Below are 23,925 nucleotides of genomic sequence, written 5' to 3' on the forward strand. Positions count from 1 at the left end.
CAGTATCAAACTCAGACGAAACAAAGCAGGCAGAAACCCACAATACATGGCCGAAATCATCCGAGCATGACTGTTAACCCGGATTCAGCGCCGTGCTGTTCGATGTTGCTCGATTGCACGATCTCGTCATGCCTTGCATAATAGGCATCCAGGATTTGCTGGGACTTCGGTGCGGGCTGCCGTTCGGCAAGCATCAAGATGACCATGTCCACATTGTTGCGCACAATTAGTCGGAAGACAATCCTGACCTTACCGGTGCGGACGAATTCCTCTTCGATCTGCAGTGCGACATGCGTTCGGTATTCGACGCGATGGGGGCAGGTCGGCGACGAGTATTCGATCACGGTGACGGGTGCTGAGGCGGAGCCAATCGGCGGTCCGCACGCCCTACGGGTGCATCATGTCCCCCGCGTTAGATGCGGTTGGAAGGTTGCCAATCCAAACACTGAGAATTCCCGCGGCGAGGCGCGAGAATAGAAACTTGGCCAAGATATGAATGTCTCCGGATGATTGCCGGTAAGTTCAGGGCGTCAGTGCTTGGATTTAGACCGCCTCAAACAGATGTCCGTGCAGTCCCGAGTCGGTTCGTCACTGACACTGCTGTGTCATCAAATGCTATACGGCCAGTGCCCAAACTTCAACGGTAGCTATTGCCTAGTGACCCAAGATCTGACTGAGGAATGCGCGCGTGCGTTCCGATTGCGGCGCGCCGAAAAATGCCTTGGGTTCGTTCTGTTCTACGATTTGACCCCGATCCATGAAGATCACCCTGTTGGCCACCGCTTGGGCAAAACCCATTTCATGGGTGACGCAGAGCATGGTCATGCCTTCTTCGGCAAGCGCGATCATCGTATCGAGCACTTCCTTGATCATCTCTGGATCAAGCGCGGAGGTCGGCTCATCGAACAACATCAGCCGCGGCTTCATGCAGAGAGCTCGCGCGATCGCCACGCGCTGCTGCTGCCCGCCGGAGAGCTGACCCGGATATTTATGCGCCTGATCCGGTATTTTCACTTTCTCAAGAAAGTGCATGGCGAGTTCCCTGGCTTCCTTTTGCGGCATCTTGCGGACCCAGATCGGTGCGAGGGTGCAGTTCTGAAGGATCGTCAAATGCGGAAAGAGATTGAAATGCTGGAACACCATTCCGACTTCGCGGCGGACTTCCTCGATCTTCTTCAGGTCGTTGGTCAGTTCGATACCGTCGACGACGATCTTGCCGGCCTGATGTTCCTCAAGCCGATTGATGCAGCGGATCATGGTTGATTTTCCGGAGCCGGACGGTCCGCAAATGACGATCCGCTCGCCCCGCTGCACGGTGAGATTGATGTCGCGCAGGACGTGGAACTCGCCATACCACTTGTTCATGGCGCTAATCTCGACGGCGATATCTGCAAGACTTGGCCGGTCGTCCTGTAACGACGCCGTTTTCATCATGATGTTGGTCATTATGATATCCTCCTACCGGTGGTCGGTCTTCAGCCGACGCTCCAAATATTGCGAGTAGCGCGACATGCTGAAGCAGAAGACGAAAAACACGGCGCCGATGAAGATGAAGAGCTCCCAGTATATGCCCTGCCAGTTGGTGTTGGCACGAATGGCGGCGGCAAGGGCGATCGGGTCAAGCAATCCGATGAACATGACGAGCGTCGTGTCCTTGAACAGCCCGATGAAGGAATTGACGATGCCGGGGATTGAGATCTTGAGGGCCTGCGGCAGGATGACGAGCTGCTGGGACTTCCAGTAGTCAAGGCCGAGCGCTTCCGCCGCCTCATACTGTCCTTTCGGTAGAGCGGCCAGACCGCCACGAATGACCTCGGCCATATAGGCGCTGGCAAAGAGCGTCACCATGATCACAACGCGCAGGATGAGGTCAAAGTTCGTGCCGGGCGGCAGGAAGTAGTTGAGCAGCAGCGAAGCCGTGAAAAGGAGCGTGATCAGCGGCACGCCGCGGATGAATTCAATGAACACGACGCTCAGCATATGGATGAGGGCAGGTTGGAACGGCGGCCAAGTGCAAGCAGGATCCCGAGCGGCAGCGACATAGCTATCCCTGTTACGCCAATGATGATCGATAGCAGGAAGCCGCCGACATCGCGCGAGGCGATGCTATCGAGAGCGATTGGAGCCATGCCGTCTGCGAGGGACGAGATCGGCTGGGCCGCATAAACCCACCAGACGCTCGCGCCGATGACAGCAATGCCGACGCTCGGCCCTTTTCCGGCCCGTGCTGCCAACATGAACAGTCCAGCGCCGACAGCGAAGCCGAAATAGACCGAGATCGGAAACCAGAGGCTGCCACCCCAGATCAGGAAATAGGCTATGCCGGGGTAGACGATGCTGAACCAGAGAGCCCGTCGCGGCAAAGCGCGGAGCAGAACTGGCGCCAAAGCGGCGAAGAGCAGCGCGAATGCCAGCACCGGCCGCCAGTAGAGATGCGCAGGGTAGAAACCGAAGAGAAGCTGCGGCCAGCGGTCGCGGATCACGCCCCAACACGCGCCCGGCGCATCGCCCAGGACTTGCCGACACTCGACAAGTGAGTTGGCCCGCCAGACTGAATTGCCGAGCCATGGTGCGACGGCCACGATGAGCCATGCGACCGTAAGTACGGACCCGACTGTTAGAAGCGTGCTGAGCCAGCTGTTGAAAAGATTTTTTCTCGTCCATTCGAGCGTCCCCCCTCGCCCCGAAGGCCTTGGCGATGCGGCGACCATGTCCTGGCGCACAAAGGAGAGGTTTTGCATGTTCATCTCAACGCTCCTTCAGGCTGACGCGATTGTTGTAGATGTTCATGGCAGCCGAGATGCTGAGGCTGATCGCGACATAAGTCAGCATCAGCATCAGCATGCCTTCGAGCTCGCGCCCGGTCTGGTTGATCGTGATGCCCCCGAGCGTCGAACGGAGATCCATGTAGCCGACGGCTAGGCCCAGCGACGTATTTTTCGTGATGTTGAGATATTGCGAGATCAGCGGCGGCACGATGACCCGCAGGGCCTGCGGCAAGATTACCAGACGCATCGTGCGTCCTGAGGAGAGCCCAAGCGCATGCGCCGCTTCAGACTGGCCCTTCGAAATGGCAAGAATGCCGGAACGAACGATTTCCGCAATGAAGGCGCCGGTATAGAGGCTCAGCCCTATCCAGAGCGCGATGAAGGCATTGCGCAACTGCAGACCGCCGGTGAAGTTCAAGCCCTTCAAGGCCGGACAGTCTAAGTGGAAGCCGAGTACGTAAAGGAGGATTATCATCGGCAACGCAAAGACGCCCAGGCTCTTCCACCACGTGGCCGGGCGCTGACCGGTTTTGCCTTGGACCTGCGCGGCGTGCTTTTACCAATCCCCGATGCCCGATGAGTGAAAGCGCCACAATAGTCAGAATCGCTACGTAATTGAGATCAAATGCTCCAAGCACATCAGGAGCCGGCCCCAGGCTTTGCGAGAAGGCGGGCGTGGGTAGGTAGATGCCGCGGTTCGTAACCGCGATGCTGTCCCAGAGCATTATCGCTGCTGTGGGATGCTCGCCGCGAAATGCGTTCGGTGTCGGCATCGCCTGCGACATCACCGCAGCTACGACGATGATCCAGAGCAGAGCCGGAATGTTGCGGAAGCTCTCGACATAAACCGTCATCAAGCGGGCGACGATCCAGTTGTCTGAAAGCCTCAGCACCCCTGCCAAAACGCCAAGAATTGATGCGGTCAAGCACGCCATTGCGGCGACAATCAGCGTGTTGAGCAGGCCGACGACGGCGGCACGGGCGTGTGTGCTTGTGCTGGAGTAGTCGATGGCATGCGGAGAAATGTCGTAACCGGCCGTGCTCCATAGAAAACCGAAGGAGAAGTCTTTTCCAAGTGCGGCGAGATTGCGAATCGTGTTGTCGACCAGCCACGCTGCCGCAAGCAGGAGCAGGATGAACGCCAGGATCTGGATCGTCCGTGCTCGATAACGGGTGTCGTTAAACAGCATGCCCAGGTGAAACGGCTGGCGCGGAGCACCGGTTTTCATTGTCATGCGAGATATCTCCCTGAAGGTCTGCGCGGCCTTCGGTGCGGGCAGACGAGGCGAAAGCGAAAGGCGCGGGGGCAAGCCCGCACCTTGAAGGCTCTCAGCGGAACGGCAGCGGGTACATAAGACCGCCCTGGTTCCACAAGGCGTTTTGTCCGCGGGCCAATCCGATCGGCGTTTTCTCGCCGATGTTCTTGGCGAAGATTTCCCCGTAATTGCCCTCGGCGGCAATCACACGTTTGGCCCAGGCGGCATCGAGGCCGAGCTGTTCGCCGAGATTGCCTTCCTTGCCCAACAGGCGGTTTATTTCGGGGTTGTCGGTGCCGGCGGAAAGCTTCTCGACATTCTCTGCGGTGACGTCGAGCTCTTCGGCAGCAATCAGCGCCTGCAACGTCCATCGCGCCACATCAGCCCATTGGTCGTCGCCCTGACGCACAAGCGGACCCAATGGCTCTTTCGAGATGACATCCGGAAGAATGACGTGGTCCTGCGGAGTCTTGAAGCTGGAGCGCGTAGAGGCGAGGTCCGATCCGTCGCTGGTATAAACGTCGCAGGCGCCAGCCAAGTACTTCTGGGCGATGTCGGCATTGTTCTCGACCGGTACCGGCTCGTAGGTCATGCTGTTCTTGCGAAAATATTCCGCAAGGTTCAGCTCGGTGGTGGTGCCTGTCTGGATGCAGATCGTCGCGCCGTTCAGGTCCTTGGCGCTCTTTGCGCCGAGCGCCTTTGGCACCATGAAGGCTTGCCCGTCATAGAAATTCACGCCGGCAAAGGTGAACTTGAGGTCGACGTCGCGCGAAAACGTCCAGGTCGTAGTGCGCGACAGGATGTCGATTTCGCCCGATGCGAGCGCCGTAAAGCGCGTCTGGCCGGTCGTCGGCACGAAGTTCACCGCATTGGGGTCCTTCAGGACCGCGGCGGCGATCGCCCGACAATAGGCGACGTCCATGCCTTGCCAAACGCCGGACGCATCCGGCGCGGAGAAACCAGCCTGACCACCGGTCACGCCGCAGTTGAGCTTGCCACGCGCCTGGACGTCGGCCATCGTGCCGGCCGACGCTATGCCCGCCGTCAGCGTCGCCGCGGCCACTGTGGCCAACAACAAAGTCTTCTTCATTGACATTCTCCCGGTTTGTGATCCGAAAGCAGCGGCTTCCTGCCGGTTCTCCGCTTTGGGATCGGTTGAGTTCCCGATTGTTCGTCGTTCCGCAGAGCCTGGTGACACGTATTGTTATTGGTCGATTTCGAGCATCGCCTCTATCTCGACGGGTGCATTCATCGGCAAAGCGGCGACGCCGACGGCGGAGCGCGCGTGCTTGCCTTTGTCGCCGCAGACAGCGAGGAGGACATCAGACGCCCCGTTTGCAACGAGATGTTGCTCGGTGAAGTCCTCAGCCGAAGCCACGAAGACCGTGATCTTGATGATCCGTGCAATCCGATCGAGGCTGCCGAGATGTGCCTGCGCCTGGGCGAGGATGTTCAAGGCGCATTGTCTGGCAGCCAGCGCTGCGGCCGTGACGTCAAGCTCGCGGCCGACGAGACCTGTGGCAATCAACTTGCCGTTCGACAGTGGCAGCTGACCCGACGTGAGAATGAGATTGCCGCTTGCGACGATGGGGAGATAGTTCGCTACCGACTTCGCCGCTTCAGGCAGTTCTAGCCCGAGTTCGGCCATGCGTTTTTCAATCGTTTGAGACATCGGCGCGCCTCACAGTTTAGAGATGGCGGCGTTGATGCGGGTGATCGCATCATCGACAGTCGAGCGAGGACAGCCGAGATTGACGCGCATATAGCCGCGGCCCTCAATCCCAAACTTCTGGCCCTTGTCGAGCCAGACGCGCGCCTTGGTCAGCATGAATTTTTCGAGTGTTGCGGCATCCATGCCGAGCCCACGGCAATCCATCCAGGCGAGATAGAGCGAGTCTGCCGGAAGCACGCGGACCTTGTCGGTCGCATTATTGATCCGATCCGCGAAATAGAGGTGATTGCCGCGCACATAGGCGAGCATCTCCTCCAGCCAGGGTTCGCCATGGGCATAGGCCGCTTCGCAAGCGACCATGCCCAGTACGTTGACCAGCGGGAACATGTTGCGGTCGTATTGGCGCAGCAGTTCACCACGCAGCCGCGGATTCGGCACGAAGATATTTGCGCATTGCAGACCCGGCAGATTGAAGGTCTTGCTCGGCGCGGTGCACGTGATGCTCATTTGCGCGAATTTTTCGCCCAGCGATGCGAAGGCGATGTGTTTCTTCGCCGGGTTGAGGATCAGGTCCTGGTGAATTTCGTCGGAAATCACCAGAATGTCGTGCCGGGCGCAGATCTCTCCCATGGTCCGCAGTTCTTCTTCCGACCAGACATTTCCGGTCGGATTGTGCGGATTGCTGAGGATGAAGATCTTCGTGTTGGGCCGTATGGCCGCCTCGAAAATGGCGGCATCGAACCGGTAGCCGTCCTCGGTGCGAACGAGCGGGGCGAAGGCCAGATGACGGCCATTCATCAGCATGTCGTTGTGGAAATGGGCATAGACGGGCGGCTGGATGAGAATGGAGTCGCCAGGCGCGGAAAACGCCTGTGCGGCGACCTTCAGGATGGTAATGATGCCGGCCGAGGCAACAACCCATTCCGGCGCCACGTCAAAACCGAAGCGCTTTGCCTGCCATCCGGTCACGGCCTCAAGGTAATTTTTGGTCATGCCGCCGGGATAGCCGAAGACGCCGTGCTGGACAGCCTCGGCAAGCGCATCGATGACCGGTCGCGGGGCTTTGAAATCGGTATCGGCAACCCACATGGGAAGAGGATCGGCGGCCGCTTCGTCTGCGGACAGCAGGCGCTCGGCGAAAGCCCATTTCATCGAGTTGCTGTTCTTGCGATCGATGACCTCGTCAAAAATAGATGACGGCATGGCGTGATCCCCACGCGGATGCGGCGCAGTTGCAAGCTTCGTCAATACATTTCCTTTCGTCCGTCGCGGCTGCCTCGGCAGGATCATGGTTGACGAAAAGGTTAATCGCAGTTCATTATGAATGGAAATGGTATGAATTCATGTGGTGATGAGCGGAGGTCATAATGATAGATCGGCAGCATCTTGCGATCCTGAGGGAAGTCAACCGTCACGGCAGCGTCACCGCGGCGGCCGAGAAGATGAACGTCACACAGTCGGCGCTCAGCCACACGATCGCGAAGTTCGAGGATCGGCATGGCATCAAGATCTGGATGAAAACCGGTCGGGGTTTGCGCCTAACGCAAACGGGCGAATACCTGCTCACCGTGGCCGAGCGGGTTCTGCCGCAACTGGAGCACGCGGAACGGGTCCTCATAGACTTCTCATTGGGGCGAAGAGGAATGCTCCGAGTTGGCATGGAATGCCATCCCTGCCAGCGCTGGCTCTCGAGAATGGCGACACCCTATCTGGCTCAGTGGCTCGACGTGGATTTCGACGTGCGCACCGCCTTTCGCTTCGACGGGGTCGAGGCGCTGCTCGGTTATGAAATCGACCTCTTGATAACGCCGGACCCGGTAGAGGCGCCGGAGCTGCTGTTCACGCCCGTGTTCGATTACGAGCTGGTCCTTATGGTGCACGAGTCCCATCCTCTTGCCGGCAGGACATGCGTGCAACCGCACGATCTGATGGACGAAGAGCTAATCACTGTTCCCGTCACCCTAGAGCGATTGGACATTTACACCAAGTTTCTCGTTCCCGCCCATTATCGGCCCCGTCAGCACCGCACGGCCGAAACCGTAGACCTGATGTTGCAACTCGTCTGCGCGGGCAGGGGGGTCACCGTCCTTCCGGACTGGTTGCTGCACGAGGATGGGGCAGGAATGCCGATACGGGCGCTCAGCCTCGGAGAAGCCGGCATCCGGAAGAGCATCAATCTGGGCGTCAGGCGCGGCGAGGAGACCATCTCCTATATCGATGGCTTCCTGACGCTTGCCCGAGAGATGGGCCGCACACCCCTCGCGTGATTGCGGGATGCGTGGTGAGGCAGTTTCGTTCGCCGCGCAAGTTGCGTGTCCTGCCGCATTAGCCGTCCGAGACAAAACCGATTGCCATGCCAAGGCGTCCTGGGTGACGGTTGCGCGCGCCACGCCGGAAGCCAAGCGCTCGTAGAAACGCGCTGCGGCCTCAAGACATGAAGCGCGAGTACAATCTGATCGAGCGACGCGCGGAAACCGACACTAGAGTCCTTCCTCATCTGTTGCGGGGTAAGCTGGCGGCGCGCGATACCAACGGAACGAGCATAAAAGCTACGGCCGGCAGCACAAGCCAGTTGACCGTGCTCCAGCCTGAGCTGTGCAGCAGCGAACCGGCGAAAAAGGAGGCGCAGGCAACTGTCCCGAACACCATAAATGCATTAGCGCCCTGCGCCTTGCCGCGTTCGGATGGCGAATGACACTCGGCAACCATCGCCGTGGCGCCAATGAAGCCGCAATTCCAGCCCAGCCCCAAGAGGATAAGCGATCCCCAGAAGTGCGCGATATCGACACCGCTGAGCGCAATAAGCGCCGACCCGCCGATCAGGAGAAGTCCCACCGCCGCCACGCGCTCCTTGCCGAAGCGTGCCATGAGGCGGCCGGTAATGAAGCTTGGCCCGAACATGGCGAGAACGTGCCACTGAATACCAAGCGCTGCGGAATCGACGGAATGGCCGTGTCCGACCATGGCCATAGGTGCCGCCGTCATGACGAAGGTCATCAGGCCGTAGGAGACGACGCCGGTCGCAACGGCCAGCAGATAGCCTGGCGAGGTCAGTATCTGTGCAAGCGGGCGGGCGCTGATGGCGGTGGCATGCACGGCGGCGGAACCCGCCGGGCGGCGCAGTGGCAAAAGGATCGGCACCGCGAGCAGGGCGAGCATCGCCTGGCTGAGGAAACTGCCGGCAAAGGCATGTCCCGGCAGAGCGTTACGCGTCCATATGACGAGTTGCGGCCCGATGATGGCAGCAATCAGCCCGCCGACCATCACGCGCGATATTGCGCGGTCACGCCCGGCGCCAGTCAGGCCGTCGGTCGCCGCAAAGCGGTAGCTCTGGACATAGGCCGAGTAAAAACCGGCGATCAGCGTGCCCATGCAGAAGACAATGAAGCTTGATTGGACGATGCCCATCGTGGCAACGATCCCCGCGATCGTACCGAGCGCTGCACCTATTATATATCCGGCGCGCCGTCCGAACCGGCGCATAACGGCCGCAGCCGGCAGCGTTCCCAGAGCAAGCCCCAGGTTGAGCATGCTGACCGGCAAAGTTGCTGCGGCCGGATCAGATGCCAGATGCTGGCCGACGAGCCCGCCGAGCGAAATGACGATGGGAGAATTGGCGCCCCCGAGCGACTGTGCCGCCGTCAGAACCCAGACGTTTCTTGACGCAATTTTTTCCTGTTTCGCGACATCGTCCTTGTCGCGGAACGTCGCCTCGGCGATCCCCATTTGGCCGAGGAGGGCATCGGCAGCACATCGGCGTGCTGAAGAGGGGCGTCCTTGATCCAGATTTCGGCGCCCTCTGGGCCTGTCGCCACCTCAAATGATCTGCCTGCCGGCAACCGTCCCCAGCATTGCGGCTCCAGCGTCTCGCCCTGCAATATCAGGCTGCCGGACAGCACCAGAAATTCGAGGCCACGGCGATTTTCGATGGCAATGGCTGAGCCGGACTGCCAGGTCTCGATCGAAACGCGTTCCGCGATATCCTCGAAGAGAACACGCGCCGCACGGGCGCCGGCGCGCAATGGGGCCGCTTGGCCTTCGCCTGGCTGCCGGACAATCTGCATGCTGTCGCCCTGACGAAACTGCCAAAGGCGCACGAAAATCATGCAGCCCTCCTCCGGCGCCGGTACGTGCGAGGTGCCGGGCGGGTTGCGGAAATAGCTTCCGGCCGGATAGTCGCCATGCTCATCTTGGAACGTCCCCTGAAGCACAAGAATTTCTTCGCCGCCGCTATGGACATGGCGGGGAAAGGCGCTTGCCGGCGCGTAGCGCACGATCGAGGTCGCACGCGCGACTTCACCGCCGACGCGGTAGAGCATCCGTCGGTCGACGCCGGCGGCGGGGCTCGGCACCCAGTCGAGCTTGGCCGCATGGGCGATGACCGGCTTTGTCAGGTCTTCATTGATCCGCATTGGTCTGGTCTCCCATCGTCAGAACGATCCGGAATTTCGCCTCACCGGAACGCATTCTTCGGACCGCTTCGGCGGCCTGCTCCAGCGGCATGGTTTCGATCATCGGCCGCACGCCGGCCAGGACGCTGAAGTCCAATGTCTTCTCGTTCTCGAACGGCGACCCCGTAATTGAGCCGATCACGCCTCGCTCAGCGCCCACCAGATATCCAGTCGATACCGGCAGGGGATCCTTGCCGACGCCGAGCACGACCAGGCGGCCTTCCGGTGTAAGTGCAGGCATCAAAACCAAGACGGCGTCCGGATTGCCGATCGTGGTCAGGATCGCTTTGGCGCCGCCCATCTTATTCAAAGCCTCGGCGGCATTTTCCTTGTTCGTGTCAATGTAACGATGGGCGCCGAGCTTCACAGCATCTTCGGCAATATTGTCGCCCCGACCCACCGCGACCACGCGGAAGCCCATCTTGCGGGCATATTGCAGCGCCATGTGCCCGAGCCCGCCTATTCCGAGAATAGCAACCGTATCGCCTGCCTCAGCGCCCGATTTCTTCAAGGCATTGAATGTGGCGATGCCGGCGCAAAGGATCGGTGCTGCCTCTTCCGATGAAAGCTTGTCCGGAATGGAAACGAGTCCGGTCGCGCGCGCAATCATCATTTCCGCGTAACCGCCATCGCAGGAAGAACCGAGAACGGGCTGGTTGCGGCATAGATTGAAACGGCCACGGCATTCATTGCATTCGTTGCAATGCCCGCCGAGCCGGCCAACGCCGACGCGCTGGCCGAGCTTCCAAGCCGAGGGCGTGTTTGATCCAAGCGCGATGATCCGGCCGACCACTTCGTGGCCGGGAACGCGCGGCGGCTGTAGTCTCCGGTCCGCCTTGTCGATGTCGCTTAAATCCGCGCCGCAGATGCCGCAGGCTTCAACCGCAATCAGCACTTCTTCGTCGCCCGGCGTCGGTCGGTCCACAAGCTCAAGGCCGCCGGACGTGGATATCTGCATCGCCCGATAGGTTGTTTTCATGACCTGCTCCTTTCCTCGCATTTCAAGATAGGGGATGAACGATCTCCGTCTCGCCTGGTGATCAGGGGCGTGGCCACACGCTCACCGGCTTCGATGGCCCCAGCCAGATAACCGGGATCGTTGAGTGCTGTTCGCTGCCTGCCAAACTGATCCAGCTCTGCCAGGTCTGATCGACCCCCCAACTCGCGTGCAAATTCCTGAACCGACGGATGCATGTCGGGCCAGCCAGGAAGGGCGGAGATCGAAACCGTCGTGCGAGACATCGGTTTGCGGGTCAGCCGTGAGAATGCGGCCGCCCAGCCGTTCCCGTGCCTCGACCAGGGTAAAGTCGAGCCCGTTGCGATGAAGGTGATAGGCTGCCGTAAGTCCGGCAAGGCCGCCGCCGACGATGACAATGGCCTTAGTCGATATTGTTGTCGTTGAAGCCATTAGCGGGTTATCTGGATGTTATGCTCGCTGCAGTTCAGGCGATGGCGTAAATCCGAATGTCCGGCGCTGCCGCCAGCAGCGGCTTCAATCGGTGACGTCGTCGTCGTTGAAGAGTTCGCTTTCGAGATAGGCCCTGCGTCCTCAACGCTGTTGAACCCATGGAGAACCTGCACGTCATCGTCGCGGATCAGAAGCTCCTTGGAGGTCGCTCCGATGTCTGTGAGGAACGTTTCCTTGTATTTCTGATAGATGCCGATGGCAGCGCGACGGTTCGCGGCGGCGATCTGAAGGGTGATTTGGAGATAAGCCACGGTCATACTTTCGGGTTTCGCTTGGCCGCACGCGGCGAGGGATGTTCCTCGCCAAAAATGCATATGCGCCGTTTGATGCGCCCGCATGGCCGGCTTGACAAATGAGAGTTTCTTGGGCGCGGCAAAGAAAATCTTGGCGCGCTGCGCTGCGGCCGAGTTAGGGCCGTGCCGTGCCGGCTTCTTCAAGCAGCCAGTTGCGAAAGGCCTGCAGTTTCGGCAGCGACGCATACTGCGACCGGTAGACGATGTAGTAGGCAAGCGTCGATGGCACGGTCACATCGGGGAAGAGCCGCTTGAGCCTTCCCGCAGTCAGATCGTCATGGGCGAGGATGCTGCGGGCCAGCGCTACGCCCCGACCCTCGATCGCAGCCTGCAGGACGGCAGCGGAATTATTGATACTCATGCCCCTTTGCGGCTGGGAATCTGATACGCCGCCGGCGCGCAGCCAGCGGTCCCAGGTGACAAAACCGAGTGCCGGGTCCACGGAGAGATCGTGTATGAGCGTCTGGCGCGTCAGATCGGCTGGGACGTTTAGACTTCCAATTTCTGAAAACCTGGGCGAACAGACAGGAAAGACTTCCTCGTCCATCAGCTTTTCGGCGATCAGGTCCGGCCAGCTTCCATCTCCGTAGCGCACGCCAATGTCTATTCCATGTGCCTTGTAATCGACCAGCTTCAGGCTCGTCTCGAGCCGAATGTCGGTCTCCGGACATCTGGCCTGGAAGCGGTCGATGCGGGGCAATAGCCATTTGGCGGCGAAAGCAGGACTGACGGTTACGTTGAGGATTCCGCTCGTTGCGGACGCGCGAAGACGCTCCAGCCCAATGACTAGCTGATCGAGCCCTGCCCTGATATCGGGAAGGGCATGTTCGGCCCGTTCGGTCGGGGTAAGCCTCGCCTTTCCGGTGGTGGTACGATGAAAGAGCGGCATTCCCAGCCAATCCTCCAACCCCCGCACCATCTGTCCTACCGCAGCTGAGGTGACTTTGAGTTCCTCGGCAGCCCCGGAGAAGCTGCCGTGACGTGCACTGGCTTCAAAGGCACGCAGCGCGTTCAGATAGACCGGTGACTTTCTGTTCAAAGTGACTTTCTCCTACGCGAAGAAGGGAGAATTGAGCGGCAAAGCCACGAAGCGACATCTCCATTATGGGCCACACCCCGTCAAGTCCTGTGAGGCAAAGAACGACGTTGTTTGAGTTCCGACGCGCCGCCGATCACGACTCATCGCCGGAACCAGCTTAGGGTTTGCGCGAGACCCAATCAGACTGTCGTGTGCTCTCTCGTTCCACCACTTCAAATCCCACGTCGATGATCTGGCAGGAACGGTCGTTACTGACTGCCGATGCCGCAACAACGCATATTTTCGAGGCGTAGTCACATGCATATGCCTGTCCCGCCAAATCAGCCTTATACCAAACCCCAACTGTCGCAGGGTCAACGCGATTCTCGGCCGCATCCGCGACAAATGGACCATCCTGAAGATCACGATGCTTGCCGACCGGCCGCGGCGCTTCAATGAGTTGAAACGCGTGATAGGCGAGATTTCCCAACAAATGCTCACCCGCAACCTGAAGTCTCTGGAAGCGGACGGGATGGTGACCCGCAAGGTCTATGCGACCGTGCCGCCTCAGGTCGAGTATGGCGTGACAGATCTCGGCAGGTCTCTTGCCGCACCGATCATGCAACTGGCGACCTGGGTGCTGGATCATCTGGGCGAAATTGAAGCCTGTCGCGCGCTGGTTCGTGCATGAGCTCTAAGAAGACTAGGCTACCGATTCAACGATGTTCTGCAGTTTTCCGGCGTCCTGCCGGGGTGGTGCGCCGAACAGCCGTTTGTATTCGCGACTGAACTGCGAAACGCTCTCGTAGCCGACAGCGTAGGCGACGCTTGCTGCTTCTGAGCGCTCCGCGATCAGGCGCCGACGCGCCTCGTGCAGGCGGATTTGCTTCTGGTACTGGAGCGGGCTCAAGCCGCTAATCGCCTTGAAGCGGCGATGGAACACCGACACGCTCATGCCGGCCACAGTGGCCATGGCTGCGATGCTGAGATGCTCCGTGTAATGCTCGCGAATCCATGCCATTGCCCGCCGGACATGGGACAGGCGGCTACCGTTGCCGGCAATCTGCCGGAGCAACGCCCCTTGAGGTCCCATGAGCAAGCGAAACATGAGTTCGTGCTCCCTGTGACGCGCCATGATCGGGATTTCATCCTGGCGGTCGAGAAGTTCAACGAGGCGCCGCCAGGCGTCGATCAATGCCGGCCCTGCGGGGCTGAAGCCGAATCCTTTATTCATTGGGGGTTCCGGCATGCTGCCCATCTCCAGGAGCAGTGCGGATATTACCTCCGGATCGATGTAGAGGTTGAGAGCGACATAGGGCTCCTCGGGTGACGCTTCGCTGATCTGTCCCATGGCGGCGAGTTCGGCCGCCACGACCATGCAGTGGCCGGCGCCATACTCAAGCACCTGGTCGCCGATGAAGACCTGCTTGGATCCTTGCAGCACGAAGCAGACAACCGGGTTGTAGACCGCCAGCCCGGCTCCGACGGTCGATCGAAGGTGCTGACGCTGACCCGCGGCATCTTCGGTTGGGGCTTGCCTGCATGGCGCAAGACAATGGCTTTGAGCTGGGCAAGATCGGTCATGGGGCCCTCTGCCCTCGTTAGCCTGCAAACGTCAAGCGATCAGCAGGATCAGGCAATGAAACGGTAGGATCGGACATCGTCAATCGAAGTGTCAAACTCAAAATGGGCGCATCGGATAAGAAAGGACATTCACGATGCAGCAACGCAAGCTTGGCCGACACGGCCTTACGGTCGGCGCCATTGGTTACGGTGCCACGGGCACCGCCATCGGTTACGGCCCCAGCGACGATCAGGAATCGATCACGGCCATCCGCCGCGCCCATGAGCTCGGCGTCACCCACTTCGACACCGCACGCATGTACGGCTGGGGTGAAGGTGAGAAGCTGCTCGGCATTGCGCTGCGGCCAATTCGTGATCAGGTGACGATCGCAACGAAATTCGGCTTGACGGAAAGCTACTCCCCTGACTCCCGGCCGGAGACCATCCGTGACGTTGTGGACTCCAGACTCAAGAATCTGAACATCGACACCATCGATCTGCTTTACCAGCACATTCCCGACCCCAACGTCCCGATCGAAGACGTGGTCGGCGTGATGCAGGAGTTTGTCCACGCGGGTAAGGTGAAATGCCTCGGTCCTCTCCAACTCGGATGAGGACACCATCCGTCGCGCCAGTGCCGTTGCCCCTATCTCGATTCAGCAATACCAGTATTCCATCCTCGCCAGGGACGTGGAGCCGCTGCTGCCGGTCCTTGAAGAATTAGGCATCGGACTGGTTGCCTATTCCCCGTTGGCGCGTGGTTTCCTGACTGGCCACGTAGCATCTCGCGATCAATACGCCGCCGACGATTTCCGGCAGAACCTCGGGTGGTGGGCGCCGGCGAATTTCGCCAAGAACGTCGAGATTGCAAAAGAGCTCACCTCGCTCGCCGCGGCGAAAGGCGTCAGCCTCTCCCAGCTTGCGTTGGCTTGGCTGCTCACGCGAAAGGACTACATCGTGCCGATCCCAGGTGCTCGCAATCAGCAACGTGTGTCGGAGAACATTTCCGCCGCGGAACTGGTACTGACGGACGCGGACCTCAAGCGTATCGACGAGATCGCTCCAAATGGGGGCATCGGCGGACGAATTTGGGGTGAGTAATGTCAGCAGGTGATTTGCTCGGCCCGCCGCGCGCGATCGTCCAGGTTCGATAGGGCGCTCCTCGAAAGGGTCGAGCGCCCTCGCAGGCCGCTCGGCGATGTCGAAGACAGCGGCATTATCCTGGTTTTCGCGCAAACCCTTGTAGGAGGCATGACGAAGGTTGCCGTCATGTGTCCAGCCGCGGAGCTCGATTTCGGCAATCACAACTGCATATTTACAAACTTCTCACCAGCCGAGGAAAACTTGTCGACCGCCGCCTGTTTACCTCTTGTACGACGCGTGGGAGCGCGTTCTGTTCGAGATCAAGGTGACTCATCAATGCTGATTCCACCGCGCCCGTTGCCTTGCTCAATAACCGCATCGCGTCGATCAGCCTTGCAAGGCTTTGTTCGTAGGAAGGGCCAAGCTCCGAGATAATTATTTCCATCCGGACGGGATGTGAGCAAAAACAGAATTTGTCGACAATTCGGCAGATTTCGCAGTTTGCCGACAGCTGGGCAATTTGGGCAAAGACGGCTTCGGCATGTATCGCGAGCTGGTCGCGGGGCGGGTTGTCACGCTCGCCGTCAGTATCCGGCACATGCGGCCGCATACGCCAGAGCGCGTAGGTGAGGGTTTGACGTGCGATACCATACAAGTCCAACAATGCTCCCTCCACGAGCGGCCTGGTGAAATAGCCTTTCTGAGGGATCGAAACGATCTTGCCCTCTGCGGCAAGTCGGATGAGTGCTTCGCGTATCGGTGTCCGCCCAAGGTCCAGTTCGCAGGCAAGCTCCTGATCACTAAGATGTTGCACCGGCACGCGAGCATAGCGGTAAAGCAATTGAAGTACCGCATTATAGGCCGCGTCAGCCTTTGCGGGGACCTGTTCACCAGCGGAAGTTGGAACGGCTATTCCGCGACATTGGAGAGCATTCTCGCAAAGCCACATTTTTCAGTTTCCTCTGTCGATGCAATTGAAGACCGCGTGACGCCGGGAAATTCAAACGCCACAACGCTTTGGGCTGCTTAAGGATTCGTGGGGACGTGATTTTTGAAGTCCACTATAGATGACAGTCTGGCTGAGGTCACGCCTTCCATGATCTGATGGTCCGAAACACGATTCATGGCAGTCTACGATATGTTCACACGGTCAGATCAGTTGGAGTCCCGGAGGAGGTTTGAGTACACGCAGACCAACACAGGCGCCCCTTGGCCCGTCTGACCTAGGCCGTACTTGCGACCAGCAACATCTTTGTCATTAAAGTCGCATCACCATAAGGTGTCTGTACGTGGTCCATTTCCGACCAGCCATTCTTTGTATAGAGGAGCTTTGCGCTCTCCGTGGTAAGATAAAGCCTTTCGTAGCCGAGGCGCAAAGCTTCGTGTTCCAGCCTCTTAACCAGCAATGAAGCTGTACCCTTATTGCGATGAAATGGATGGACGTACAGCGACTTTAGCCAGGGCGAAAGATCAGGCCTTCCTTTAAAATCACAATTGGAAAGGCTGATCATCCCTGTGGGTCTGCTGTCTTCGCTAGCAACCAAAGTTAGCGGCATAGAACTTCTTGAGGAGGCTTGGAACTCACGCTGTGTCTGCTCGAATGAGCCATTGGCCTGACAACCCCATTGCCCAAAGGACCAGCTTGCACAAACCGGAACCAGATCGCGACAATTCTCCAGATACTCAATCACTATTGGAGCTTGAATGTGTATTTGCTTTTCAGCCATCGTCTCTTCCTATTTGCCGAGTGTCGGGTTGCTTTAGATTGAAGCTCTTCCTAAAGAGCATTGCAGCGGGATAATCTGACGCTGATCAGTAGCCGCGGACAAAAGGGGTCCTCACCTGGGTAACCCTCCAACGCAAACGCATTTGCGCGTTTGGTTCGCTCGCTACGGCTCCAGCCTGCCTGGCACACCATCGCCCAACCATCAACTTGATAGAATTTCTGGCAAAGCCGCCATCTGGCTGAATGTTCTCATGGCGCCGGCTTCCAGCAATTTTTCAGCATGTCCAAGAGGACAATGAGAACCACCGACGAAACCAATTACCCGCATTTTAGCCGCCACAGCCGCCTGGACCCCGGCAACGCTATCTTCGATGACCAAGCAATTATCCGCCGACGTGTTCATTCTCTCAGACGCAAATAGAAAAAGATCCGGGGCGGGCTTGCCACGTGAGACTTGGGAAGCACTGAATACATTCGGCGAAAAATAATCGTAGAGGTCTGTTAGCTTGAGCGCGAAATGCAGTTCCTTCAGATTGCTGCTCGATGCCACGCAACGCGCCACATCAATGGCATCCAGAACTTCGTTGACGCCTGAGATGGCTTTGAGATCGCTGGCATACCGTCTACCAATTTCTGCCATAGCATATTCATGATGCCCCGCCGGCAAGCGCAAGCCAGACTCAGCTTCGATGGTTGAATAGGTTTGCCGATCAGTCATGCCTGTGAAGCGACGATTGTAAGTCTCCGCAGCTATATTATATCCGTGCGCTGCCAACACTTCGATATGAACCGCTGTCGCAATGATTTCGCTGTCGATTAGGACTCCATCACAATCGAAAATCAGAAGTTTTGGCGTTTTGTACGAGGTCATGGGATCACTCCGTTGTCGCTGGAAAACGGCGTTGCAAGAGAGCAAGCGCGAAGGTGACTTTGCTTGGATTCAGCTTGTTCAGACGGTTGTCATGATATCGGAAATCTTTGGGCCAAACTTGGAAAGAGCCGTCCAGACCCGATGAAATGCTTCTGCGTAAAGTTCCATTACCCCGGCTTCGTTGGGTGGCGCGATTTCCGATACGCAAAACATGGTATCTAAAAGTTTTACCGTGTTTGGAAAATCGGCGGCTTTCCAATCCTTGGCAATATTCGGCAGATATTCGAACACTGGCTTCCTGAGCCAGATCAAAACGGGCACGCCCTCCGCCTGCAGCAGTTTGACGATGGTATCCCTTGCCGTCGGACCCGGACCAAAACCGAGAGCTTCCGGCTCGATGCGAAGTGGGAAGCTGAGCATGGACTGATTGCAGTCAGATGGGTCGAAGAGGGGAAATATACCGGAGAGATCTCGGATCATTTCCCATAGAATTTTCCCATTATTCCTTCGAATCTGAAGTTGTGTCTCGAGGTTGCTCAATCGCATTTTTGCTATGGAGGAGGAGAAGACGTTCGGACGGTAGTTATATCCTGCTGAAGACGGCGAAAAAGTCCGATCTCCGTTTCGAGATGAACTCGTCAGTGAAACGCAGTCCACATGTTCAATTAGATCTTTGTCCTCCGTAATCACGAATCCGAGCTCGCCGGCTCCAAGATGCTTGGCGCCGTTGCCAGACAAAGCGAGGGCGTCTGTATCAATGTATGCCCCATTTGCGATCGCTTTTATGGCGCCGATCGATTGGCAGACGTCATCAATCACGGCAATCCCTTCGGCGCGCGCGGCAGATCTTGCATCAGGAACACGAATGTTATTCCCGAAGAGATGGGTAATGAGAACCGCTCCGACACCGGGTCCGAATCGGTCGGCTGCCGCGTCTTGATCGATCCCGGCGAGGTTCATGTCGACATCAACGAAATCGGGCTGAAGGCCACTAATCGCAATTGGCCCCACCGCGCCCGGCCAATTTAGCGCCGCAGTCACCACCTGCTCGCCTCGACCTTTAAAATAATCAAGCTCGATATGGATTGCCGCCGTACCACTGCCGACGGCGCGCACCTTCCACTTCCCCGTCCAAGTAGCGAGATCCTGCTCCAAATCGGCCACGATAGGGTGATTGACCCGATGATACTTTCCACTGTCTACAACTTCGCGGAGTGCATCCAAATGCTCCGTCTGTGTGGCTGGCCAAGGCGTGATCCGCCCGGAAGGAACGGTGGGCTCCCCACCAAGGAGAGCGAGATCCCTTTCTCGCTGGTGCCCTCCGGACTCACAGAGGTCCAGATTATTGCTGGCAAATTCGTTCATTTATTCCTCCGGCGATTGGTTACGTCGATGTCTGTCGATTTGCTGAAGAGTTCTAATGTTTTAGGAGGTCAGATCAACAGTAGTTCTGAAATATATTTAAAAGTATATTTTGCGTTTGTGGGACTTTCTGTTGTAGTGCTCCGGTTTTTGGAAATTTTAATCCCGAATATAAATATATACTCGAAGGATAATTCTTCGTTTTCGAAATGAACATTCAAACGGCGGTGGAGAAAAGCAGGTGTGTGATGATTGCTATATCGGTTCGGGGGTTCGGGAGCGTTCGGCAACGACTGCAGGCACTCAGGCGGGAGTGGCGTAAAGACGATCGAGTTTCCACAACAAGAGAAAGTCGGATCAGACGGAGTCCATGATAAAAAGAACGGAAAAACCATCAATTGCGTGTGCGAGCAACGCGAACACTCACGAAGGATCTGGCAAGCGCCTCATCAGGCCGGCCGAGGGGGACCAGAGCGACAGTAAAGGATTTAGGCCAGCTCATCCCCTAATCGCCGCGCGGACGCTAGGGATTGCAAATCGAGGACGCTTGCTGCAGGCCCTTTACGATATGGGTCCGTCCAGCAGGGTCGAGCTTGCGCGCGTCACCGGTGCCAGCCGCGCAACCATCGGCGGCATAGTCCAACCACTGATCAATCAGAGTATTCTTGAAGAAGGCGACCTGGTACCCCCCGATCGGTCCGGCGGAAAACCCGCTACAAAGCTGTGGTTCTCGAAAGGGGCCAAGCCGATCTGCGCAGTTCGGCTGATGCACGACCGTGTCCACACATGCTTGGTCTCTCTGGAGGGCGAGCTCTATGCTCAACACGAGGTGGATTTGGCGAAAGATCTGACAGATGCTGCCGATGCATTTCAGATCGTCAGTGCCTGCATTGAGAAGTCAGTCGCATCTGCCGACCAAGAGGTTCTAGGCATCGGCATGGCAGTTGCAGGAGAGCTCAACCCGCAAACGGGCTCGATCGCGGCTATGGATTTCGCGCCGTACCTTCATGGCTTTCCGATAAAAGCGGAGTTAGCAAAGCGTTTCGGGGTTCCGGCTTGCGTCGACCAAGATGCCAGAGCCTTGCTGGTTGGCGACCGTTGGTTCGGGCAAGGACGTGGACAGAGAAATTTTGCGGTCGTTTACATCGGTCAGTCGTTGGGCGCGGCCCTCTATGTCGATGGACATCCTTATAGGGCCGCCGGGGGTAAACACTGCCAGATCGGCCATACCATCGTGCAACTCAATGGCCAAATGTGCAGATGCGGACGACGCGGATGTTGGGAAACGATCGCGACACTGCCATGGCTGAGAGGCGAAGCAAGGGCCAGGGGCCTGCCGCAGGCTGGCTTGTTGGATGCGAGCCGCTTGGTGTGGCTCGCCGAAACTGGCGCTAAAGGGGCAAAAGAACTGCTTGAAGACTACGCGTCCAATATTTCTGTCGGGTTAGTGAACCTTCAACAGCTGATGGCACCCAGCTGCATCACTTTGCATGGCGACATCGTGCATGGCGGAAAATTGATGTTAGATCTTATTCGAAAGAGCGTCAGGCAACTGATGTTCAATCCCGGAGATAACGAGATCGCCCTTGCCCTCGGCGATCGTGAAGATGTCGCCGGCCTGCGCGGCGCGGCGGGTCTCGTCGTCTGCGAATTGCTGAATTTCATAATCTAAGCAGAGAACGGCCCCAGTCCTTAGAGACCGCATCTGGTCAAATCCTTTGCAATCATCCACATTTCAAATGAAAACCGCCATCTTTCTCGAAAACCGAATTGCAACAAATTGCTGGTGGATTTGGGGGTTCCTGGGCAGCTGAAGCTGTTGGCGCATGGAGTTGCGTACTGGATGTGCTCGATCCAGCCAAGGAACTGCACAGACCCTGCAATCCCAGTCTGGTGCGGACTGAGGCTTAAGAAAAAAACGACACGAGAACGGACAACCAGATCAATGCGACGCCCAGCAACAGCGCTCGCCTGGCGGCTACGATCTTTTCCTGGCCTTCCTCCGCGACAGGGGTCGTTACGATCCAAGGAACTGAGCCAAGCGCCGCAAAACCGATTAGCGCCAAGACACGACGATCAAATCGGACCGATGCCAGCCGCCTGGCTCATACACTCCCCAATAGCCAAGGAACGCCATTCCGACAGCGAACATGGTGGCGGAGGCAGAGCAAAGTCCGGGAACAGAACCTGATGGTGCACGCATTTCGTATCCTCTTTGTCGGTCAAACCAAGGGCCAATTTCCATGACGGTGCAAACGGGCTTTGCACATATCTGTCAAGAATCGGGTGCCAGCTGAAGCATCGATCTATTGCAAATGATTTAGGAAAATCCGAACATTGAATGACGTGAGCGATCGCAGAAGCTGGTAGGGGGAGCTCCCTTTCCTGGCAGATGTGGTCGCTAACTCGTCGTTCGACAGACGGTTCGACCTCGCAAGCTCTGCATTTTTTCATTGCCAAAGTCCGCAGGCCAGCCGCTCGCCTTTAGGCACGAGTTTTGAGAGGTGCTGTCCAAAAAGTAGGCCACAAAATCACCAATGTTGACTCTGTCTTTCACTCAGCCGAAAAGAACTCCTGCCGACAGAGGGAGATACTCATGGCTGACGAGAATAATACTGGCACAAGCACTGAGATGGCAGACACGAATATACCGGTAAAAACGCCGGCGCCTAAAAAACAGCGCGCTCCGCGACGCCCGAAAGCAACTGCCGAGGCAGCGGGTACTACGCAGGTTGGGAAACCCGCGAAGGCGCCGCGAGGTCGCAGGAAGCGTAGCGACCAAGCCGCAGACACAAAGTCCCAGCCTGTCGAAATGCAGGTGGCCGACATCTCCGTCAAGGAACCCATAAAGGACACTGCAGCCAAGAGGCCGGCACAGCAGTCCGTGCAAAAAGGTACGACGGCCATTTCGGCAAGGGACGAGATGGCGGATCTTCTTCAGCTGGAAGAAGAGAATAAGAGGCTGCGTAACCTCTTGGCAGAGAAATTGCGTGCCGAAAATGCCGATCTGCGCAAGCGGCTCGGGCTAGATTGATCGCCGATCAACAGCGGGATGGTGGCGAAATCGACCTGAGCTATCCTTCTCGGCAGAAGATGCGTTCGCCGGGCTCGCCTTCCGAGCCCGGTGTCAAGCTGCGGCGCCACTATGGATACGGACTGGTCGAGGTTGAGGCACTATGAAATTACCCTGGAAATTCCTTGCTCGATTAACGTCGCGGCGACAGTCCGCACCCGAAAGTTCGATTGGGCATGGTGTCGATACCGACGCAAGCCAAAGCAAAACTCAAGACGTACCGCAGCTTGCGCTAAACCCACCAGAGCCCTCCAGTAGCTCCGAGCCCGATGAAAGCCGATCTATTGAGATCATAAGGACTGATTCAAAAGAATTCGAAGGTGAGGTCGAAATTGAAGGTGCGGCACCGGTTGAAGGTGACGAGGTTCAAGAACTGTCGCCTCCGGAGGTCGGGCAGCCGAGCGCTGAAGCTTCCGCGGTGCCGCTTGAAAGCAATACGCGCAGTCGGGTCCCTGGCATACCGCGGACGAAAAAGCCGGCACATGCGAAAGGAGTTCACATTGACGTCACTGCGCAGAGCACAGCTGTCTCAAGCAATGCTCAAGATGAGACATCCTCATCGTCTGAGGACGGCTTTTTCGAAGAGGTGACAAACCTGGACGAGGAAATCACGCAACTGAGGGTTAAATTGGCTCAAAAGCTGCTTTTGCAGAATGATCAGCTTAAAAAGATGCTTGAGCGATTTGACCGATCGTAATCCTCCTTACGATCTCAAAGATGGGACATACATGAAAACACAGCAGCGAAAATTCGTTGTCGAGCTCAAATCGGCCCGGCGCAGATCAACGATCCAGCCAGCTTCTATCTGGGGTGATACCGACCTCAAGACGCTGGCGCGCGAGGCGGAGGCAGACGCACCACATCTCTTCGAGCCTGACACCGTCTCAGATGTTCCGAAGCGAGAAAGCGAGCTGTGGTCGGATCCAATACCAGAGACTCATCTCAACGACGAGGTTGAAACCGGCGATGATAAACGGATTGCGGCGTCCTCTCTCGAAACCGAACAAACGTGCCCGTCTCAGAAGGACGATGGGGCGATCTTCGCCTCTGTTTCACAACCGAAAGAGGGCTCTTCCAGCCGGTCTCGAAAGAACATAAAGCGTCGACGTGAAGCGAATATCGATAATGCCGACGAAATGACAAGCGGCCAATCAAACGCCAGCCACGACGATATCTCAGGCGAGGAGCTAATCGCACTTGAAGAAGAGAATCGACGGCTTAAGGCTTTGCTGATGAAATATCTTCGTCAAGAAAATATGCAGATTCGACAGATGCTCGCGCGATTCAGCGATCAGCGCGAGATCTTGTGAACCAATCATGT

The 23,925-nt window shown here is 57.6% G+C and carries 27 protein-coding genes and 3 pseudogenes; 8 read left to right on the forward strand and 22 right to left on the reverse strand.

The features are described 5' to 3' along the window. Positions 1 to 56 precede the first annotated feature (56 nt). From GA0061101_RS32155 to GA0061101_RS32185, 9 genes and pseudogenes are all read right to left on the reverse strand, one after another. On the reverse strand, positions 57 to 371 hold the full coding sequence (locus GA0061101_RS32155) for a thioredoxin domain-containing protein (protein WP_081598422.1): 315 nt from the start codon (positions 369 to 371) through the stop codon (positions 57 to 59). Positions 372 to 654: 283 nt separating this feature from the next. Further along, positions 655 to 1,446: an amino acid ABC transporter ATP-binding protein gene (locus GA0061101_RS32160; RefSeq protein WP_004112771.1), complete on the reverse strand. Its 792-nt coding sequence runs from the start codon at positions 1,444 to 1,446 to the stop codon at positions 655 to 657. A gap of 12 nt (positions 1,447 to 1,458) precedes the next feature. After that, positions 1,459 to 1,968: an amino acid ABC transporter permease gene (locus GA0061101_RS40450; RefSeq protein WP_240535386.1), complete on the reverse strand. Its 510-nt coding sequence runs from the start codon at positions 1,966 to 1,968 to the stop codon at positions 1,459 to 1,461. 5 nt (positions 1,969 to 1,973) lie between these two features. Continuing rightward, positions 1,974 to 2,747, reverse strand: a complete 774-nt coding sequence (locus GA0061101_RS40455; protein ID WP_004112775.1) for a hypothetical protein — start codon at positions 2,745 to 2,747, stop codon at positions 1,974 to 1,976. 1 nt (position 2,748) lies between these two features. Further along, entirely contained in the window at positions 2,749 to 3,243 is a 495-nt protein-coding gene (locus GA0061101_RS40460; RefSeq protein ID WP_081598423.1) for an ABC transporter permease subunit, read from the reverse strand. Positions 3,244 to 3,622: 379 nt separating this feature from the next. Beyond that, a pseudogene (locus tag GA0061101_RS40975) lies at positions 3,623 to 4,003 on the reverse strand (amino acid ABC transporter permease); the annotation flags it as partial. Between the two features lie 94 nt (positions 4,004 to 4,097). Next, positions 4,098 to 5,114 (reverse strand): amino acid ABC transporter substrate-binding protein, encoded by a 1,017-nt coding sequence (locus tag GA0061101_RS32175; RefSeq protein ID WP_004112780.1) that lies wholly within the window; start codon positions 5,112 to 5,114, stop codon positions 4,098 to 4,100. Positions 5,115 to 5,228: 114 nt separating this feature from the next. Then, a complete protein-coding gene (locus GA0061101_RS32180; protein ID WP_004112782.1) occupies positions 5,229 to 5,696 on the reverse strand; it encodes a RidA family protein in 468 nt (155 codons plus the stop codon). A 9-nt stretch (positions 5,697 to 5,705) separates the two neighbouring features. Beyond that, entirely contained in the window at positions 5,706 to 6,899 is a 1,194-nt protein-coding gene (locus GA0061101_RS32185) for a MalY/PatB family protein (RefSeq protein WP_244441505.1), read from the reverse strand. A 164-nt stretch (positions 6,900 to 7,063) separates the two neighbouring features. Here GA0061101_RS32185 and GA0061101_RS32190 point away from each other — a divergent pair, with 164 nt between their 5' ends. Further along, positions 7,064 to 7,963, forward strand: a complete 900-nt coding sequence (locus GA0061101_RS32190; RefSeq protein ID WP_004112786.1) for a LysR family transcriptional regulator — start codon at positions 7,064 to 7,066, stop codon at positions 7,961 to 7,963. A 226-nt stretch (positions 7,964 to 8,189) separates the two neighbouring features. Here the strand turns inward: GA0061101_RS32190 and GA0061101_RS32195 are convergent, their stop codons facing one another. From GA0061101_RS32195 to gcvA, 6 genes are all read right to left on the reverse strand, one after another. After that, positions 8,190 to 9,422 carry an MFS transporter gene (locus GA0061101_RS32195; RefSeq protein ID WP_015341989.1) on the reverse strand — a complete coding sequence of 411 codons (1,233 nt, stop codon included), beginning with the start codon at positions 9,420 to 9,422 and terminating at the stop codon, positions 8,190 to 8,192. Beyond that, the gene (locus GA0061101_RS32200; RefSeq protein ID WP_004112789.1) at positions 9,338 to 10,108 is read right to left on the reverse strand and encodes a cupin domain-containing protein; all 771 of its coding nucleotides are present in this window, start codon (positions 10,106 to 10,108) and stop codon (positions 9,338 to 9,340) included. The genes GA0061101_RS32195 and GA0061101_RS32200 overlap by 85 nt, the downstream gene beginning before the upstream one ends. Further along, a complete protein-coding gene (locus GA0061101_RS32205) occupies positions 10,095 to 11,126 on the reverse strand; it encodes an alcohol dehydrogenase (protein ID WP_004112791.1) in 1,032 nt (343 codons plus the stop codon). The genes GA0061101_RS32200 and GA0061101_RS32205 overlap by 14 nt, the downstream gene beginning before the upstream one ends. Positions 11,127 to 11,207: 81 nt before the next feature. Further along, positions 11,208 to 11,555 (reverse strand): FAD-dependent oxidoreductase, encoded by a 348-nt coding sequence (locus GA0061101_RS32210; RefSeq protein WP_081598424.1) that lies wholly within the window; start codon positions 11,553 to 11,555, stop codon positions 11,208 to 11,210. Continuing rightward, entirely contained in the window at positions 11,555 to 12,052 is a 498-nt protein-coding gene (locus tag GA0061101_RS40470) for a hypothetical protein (RefSeq protein WP_240535388.1), read from the reverse strand. Before GA0061101_RS40470 ends, GA0061101_RS32210 begins: the two co-directional genes overlap by 1 nt. Then, positions 12,024 to 12,947: a transcriptional regulator GcvA gene (gene gcvA / locus GA0061101_RS32220; protein ID WP_004112795.1), complete on the reverse strand. Its 924-nt coding sequence runs from the start codon at positions 12,945 to 12,947 to the stop codon at positions 12,024 to 12,026. The genes GA0061101_RS40470 and gcvA overlap by 29 nt, the downstream gene beginning before the upstream one ends. A gap of 406 nt (positions 12,948 to 13,353) precedes the next feature. Between gcvA and GA0061101_RS32225 the strand changes: the two genes are divergently transcribed. Next, entirely contained in the window at positions 13,354 to 13,617 is a 264-nt protein-coding gene (locus tag GA0061101_RS32225) for a winged helix-turn-helix transcriptional regulator (protein ID WP_004112797.1), read from the forward strand. 12 nt (positions 13,618 to 13,629) lie between these two features. Here GA0061101_RS32225 and GA0061101_RS32230 read toward each other — a convergent pair whose 3' ends face one another. After that, the gene (locus GA0061101_RS32230) at positions 13,630 to 14,370 is read right to left on the reverse strand and encodes an AraC family transcriptional regulator (protein ID WP_240535389.1); all 741 of its coding nucleotides are present in this window, start codon (positions 14,368 to 14,370) and stop codon (positions 13,630 to 13,632) included. A gap of 274 nt (positions 14,371 to 14,644) precedes the next feature. Here GA0061101_RS32230 and GA0061101_RS40825 point away from each other — a divergent pair, with 274 nt between their 5' ends. Both GA0061101_RS40825 and GA0061101_RS40830 read left to right on the forward strand, forming a co-directional pair. Further along, positions 14,645 to 15,103, forward strand: a complete 459-nt coding sequence (locus tag GA0061101_RS40825) for an aldo/keto reductase (RefSeq protein ID WP_004112801.1) — start codon at positions 14,645 to 14,647, stop codon at positions 15,101 to 15,103. A 40-nt stretch (positions 15,104 to 15,143) separates the two neighbouring features. Next, positions 15,144 to 15,590 carry an aldo/keto reductase gene (locus GA0061101_RS40830; protein WP_276307812.1) on the forward strand — a complete coding sequence of 149 codons (447 nt, stop codon included), beginning with the start codon at positions 15,144 to 15,146 and terminating at the stop codon, positions 15,588 to 15,590. 96 nt (positions 15,591 to 15,686) lie between these two features. Here the strand turns inward: GA0061101_RS40830 and GA0061101_RS40475 are convergent. From GA0061101_RS40475 to GA0061101_RS32255, 5 genes and pseudogenes are all read right to left on the reverse strand, one after another. Then, positions 15,687 to 15,794, reverse strand: a pseudogene (locus GA0061101_RS40475) (non-homologous end-joining DNA ligase); the annotation flags it as partial. A gap of 10 nt (positions 15,795 to 15,804) precedes the next feature. Then, complete coding sequence (locus GA0061101_RS32240; RefSeq protein WP_004112807.1) at positions 15,805 to 16,521, reverse strand: GntR family transcriptional regulator; 717 nt, start codon at positions 16,519 to 16,521, stop codon at positions 15,805 to 15,807. 274 nt (positions 16,522 to 16,795) lie between these two features. Then, positions 16,796 to 17,299 (reverse strand): GNAT family N-acetyltransferase, encoded by a 504-nt coding sequence (locus GA0061101_RS32245; protein ID WP_004112810.1) that lies wholly within the window; start codon positions 17,297 to 17,299, stop codon positions 16,796 to 16,798. Positions 17,300 to 17,500: 201 nt separating this feature from the next. Continuing rightward, on the reverse strand, positions 17,501 to 18,169 hold the full coding sequence (locus GA0061101_RS32250; RefSeq protein WP_004112813.1) for an HAD-IA family hydrolase: 669 nt from the start codon (positions 18,167 to 18,169) through the stop codon (positions 17,501 to 17,503). 78 nt (positions 18,170 to 18,247) lie between these two features. Beyond that, on the reverse strand, positions 18,248 to 19,534 hold the full coding sequence (locus GA0061101_RS32255; RefSeq protein WP_004112816.1) for a DegT/DnrJ/EryC1/StrS family aminotransferase: 1,287 nt from the start codon (positions 19,532 to 19,534) through the stop codon (positions 18,248 to 18,250). A gap of 544 nt (positions 19,535 to 20,078) precedes the next feature. On the opposite strand from GA0061101_RS32255, the gene GA0061101_RS32260 reads away from it, so the two are divergent. Continuing rightward, the gene (locus GA0061101_RS32260; protein WP_240535390.1) at positions 20,079 to 21,203 is read left to right on the forward strand and encodes an ROK family protein; all 1,125 of its coding nucleotides are present in this window, start codon (positions 20,079 to 20,081) and stop codon (positions 21,201 to 21,203) included. A gap of 235 nt (positions 21,204 to 21,438) precedes the next feature. On the opposite strand, the pseudogene GA0061101_RS40480 reads toward GA0061101_RS32260, so the two are convergent. Further along, positions 21,439 to 21,734, reverse strand: a pseudogene (locus GA0061101_RS40480) (hypothetical protein). A gap of 393 nt (positions 21,735 to 22,127) precedes the next feature. Between GA0061101_RS40480 and GA0061101_RS32270 the strand changes: the two are divergent. The 3 genes from GA0061101_RS32270 (at position 22,128) to GA0061101_RS32280 (ending at position 23,914) form a co-directional block, all read left to right on the forward strand. Then, a complete protein-coding gene (locus tag GA0061101_RS32270; RefSeq protein ID WP_004112820.1) occupies positions 22,128 to 22,565 on the forward strand; it encodes a hypothetical protein in 438 nt (145 codons plus the stop codon). A gap of 142 nt (positions 22,566 to 22,707) precedes the next feature. After that, positions 22,708 to 23,301 carry a hypothetical protein gene (locus GA0061101_RS32275; protein ID WP_004112823.1) on the forward strand — a complete coding sequence of 198 codons (594 nt, stop codon included), beginning with the start codon at positions 22,708 to 22,710 and terminating at the stop codon, positions 23,299 to 23,301. 31 nt (positions 23,302 to 23,332) lie between these two features. Beyond that, entirely contained in the window at positions 23,333 to 23,914 is a 582-nt protein-coding gene (locus GA0061101_RS32280) for a hypothetical protein (protein ID WP_004112825.1), read from the forward strand. Positions 23,915 to 23,925: the final 11 nt, after the last annotated feature.

This window comes from Martinezella lusitana (assembly GCF_900094565.1).
GTDB classification, from domain to species: Bacteria; Pseudomonadota; Alphaproteobacteria; order Rhizobiales; family Rhizobiaceae; genus Rhizobium; species Rhizobium lusitanum.

Coding starts and splice junctions, on each gene's coding strand:
- GA0061101_RS32160 (WP_004112771.1), bottom strand. CDS start 1,446: ATGACCAACATCATGATGAAAACGGCGTCGTTACAGGACGACCGGCCA.
- GA0061101_RS40455 (WP_004112775.1), bottom strand. CDS start 2,747: ATGAACATGCAAAACCTCTCCTTTGTGCGCCAGGACATGGTCGCCGCA.
- GA0061101_RS40460 (WP_081598423.1), bottom strand. CDS start 3,243: ATGATAATCCTCCTTTACGTACTCGGCTTCCACTTAGACTGTCCGGCC.
- GA0061101_RS32175 (WP_004112780.1), bottom strand. CDS start 5,114: ATGAAGAAGACTTTGTTGTTGGCCACAGTGGCCGCGGCGACGCTGACG.
- GA0061101_RS32180 (WP_004112782.1), bottom strand. CDS start 5,696: ATGTCTCAAACGATTGAAAAACGCATGGCCGAACTCGGGCTAGAACTG.
- GA0061101_RS32185 (WP_244441505.1), bottom strand. CDS start 6,899: ATGCCGTCATCTATTTTTGACGAGGTCATCGATCGCAAGAACAGCAAC.
- GA0061101_RS32190 (WP_004112786.1), top strand. CDS start 7,064: ATGATAGATCGGCAGCATCTTGCGATCCTGAGGGAAGTCAACCGTCAC.
- GA0061101_RS32195 (WP_015341989.1), bottom strand. CDS start 9,422: ATGGGGATCGCCGAGGCGACGTTCCGCGACAAGGACGATGTCGCGAAA.
- GA0061101_RS32200 (WP_004112789.1), bottom strand. CDS start 10,108: ATGCGGATCAATGAAGACCTGACAAAGCCGGTCATCGCCCATGCGGCC.
- GA0061101_RS32205 (WP_004112791.1), bottom strand. CDS start 11,126: ATGAAAACAACCTATCGGGCGATGCAGATATCCACGTCCGGCGGCCTT.
- GA0061101_RS32210 (WP_081598424.1), bottom strand. CDS start 11,555: ATGGCTTCAACGACAACAATATCGACTAAGGCCATTGTCATCGTCGGC.
- GA0061101_RS32225 (WP_004112797.1), top strand. CDS start 13,354: ATGCTTGCCGACCGGCCGCGGCGCTTCAATGAGTTGAAACGCGTGATA.
- GA0061101_RS40825 (WP_004112801.1), top strand. CDS start 14,645: ATGCAGCAACGCAAGCTTGGCCGACACGGCCTTACGGTCGGCGCCATT.
- GA0061101_RS32240 (WP_004112807.1), bottom strand. CDS start 16,521: ATGTGGCTTTGCGAGAATGCTCTCCAATGTCGCGGAATAGCCGTTCCA.
- GA0061101_RS32245 (WP_004112810.1), bottom strand. CDS start 17,299: ATGGCTGAAAAGCAAATACACATTCAAGCTCCAATAGTGATTGAGTAT.
- GA0061101_RS32250 (WP_004112813.1), bottom strand. CDS start 18,169: ATGACCTCGTACAAAACGCCAAAACTTCTGATTTTCGATTGTGATGGA.
- GA0061101_RS32255 (WP_004112816.1), bottom strand. CDS start 19,534: ATGAACGAATTTGCCAGCAATAATCTGGACCTCTGTGAGTCCGGAGGG.
- GA0061101_RS32270 (WP_004112820.1), top strand. CDS start 22,128: ATGGCTGACGAGAATAATACTGGCACAAGCACTGAGATGGCAGACACG.
- GA0061101_RS32275 (WP_004112823.1), top strand. CDS start 22,708: ATGAAATTACCCTGGAAATTCCTTGCTCGATTAACGTCGCGGCGACAG.
- GA0061101_RS32280 (WP_004112825.1), top strand. CDS start 23,333: ATGAAAACACAGCAGCGAAAATTCGTTGTCGAGCTCAAATCGGCCCGG.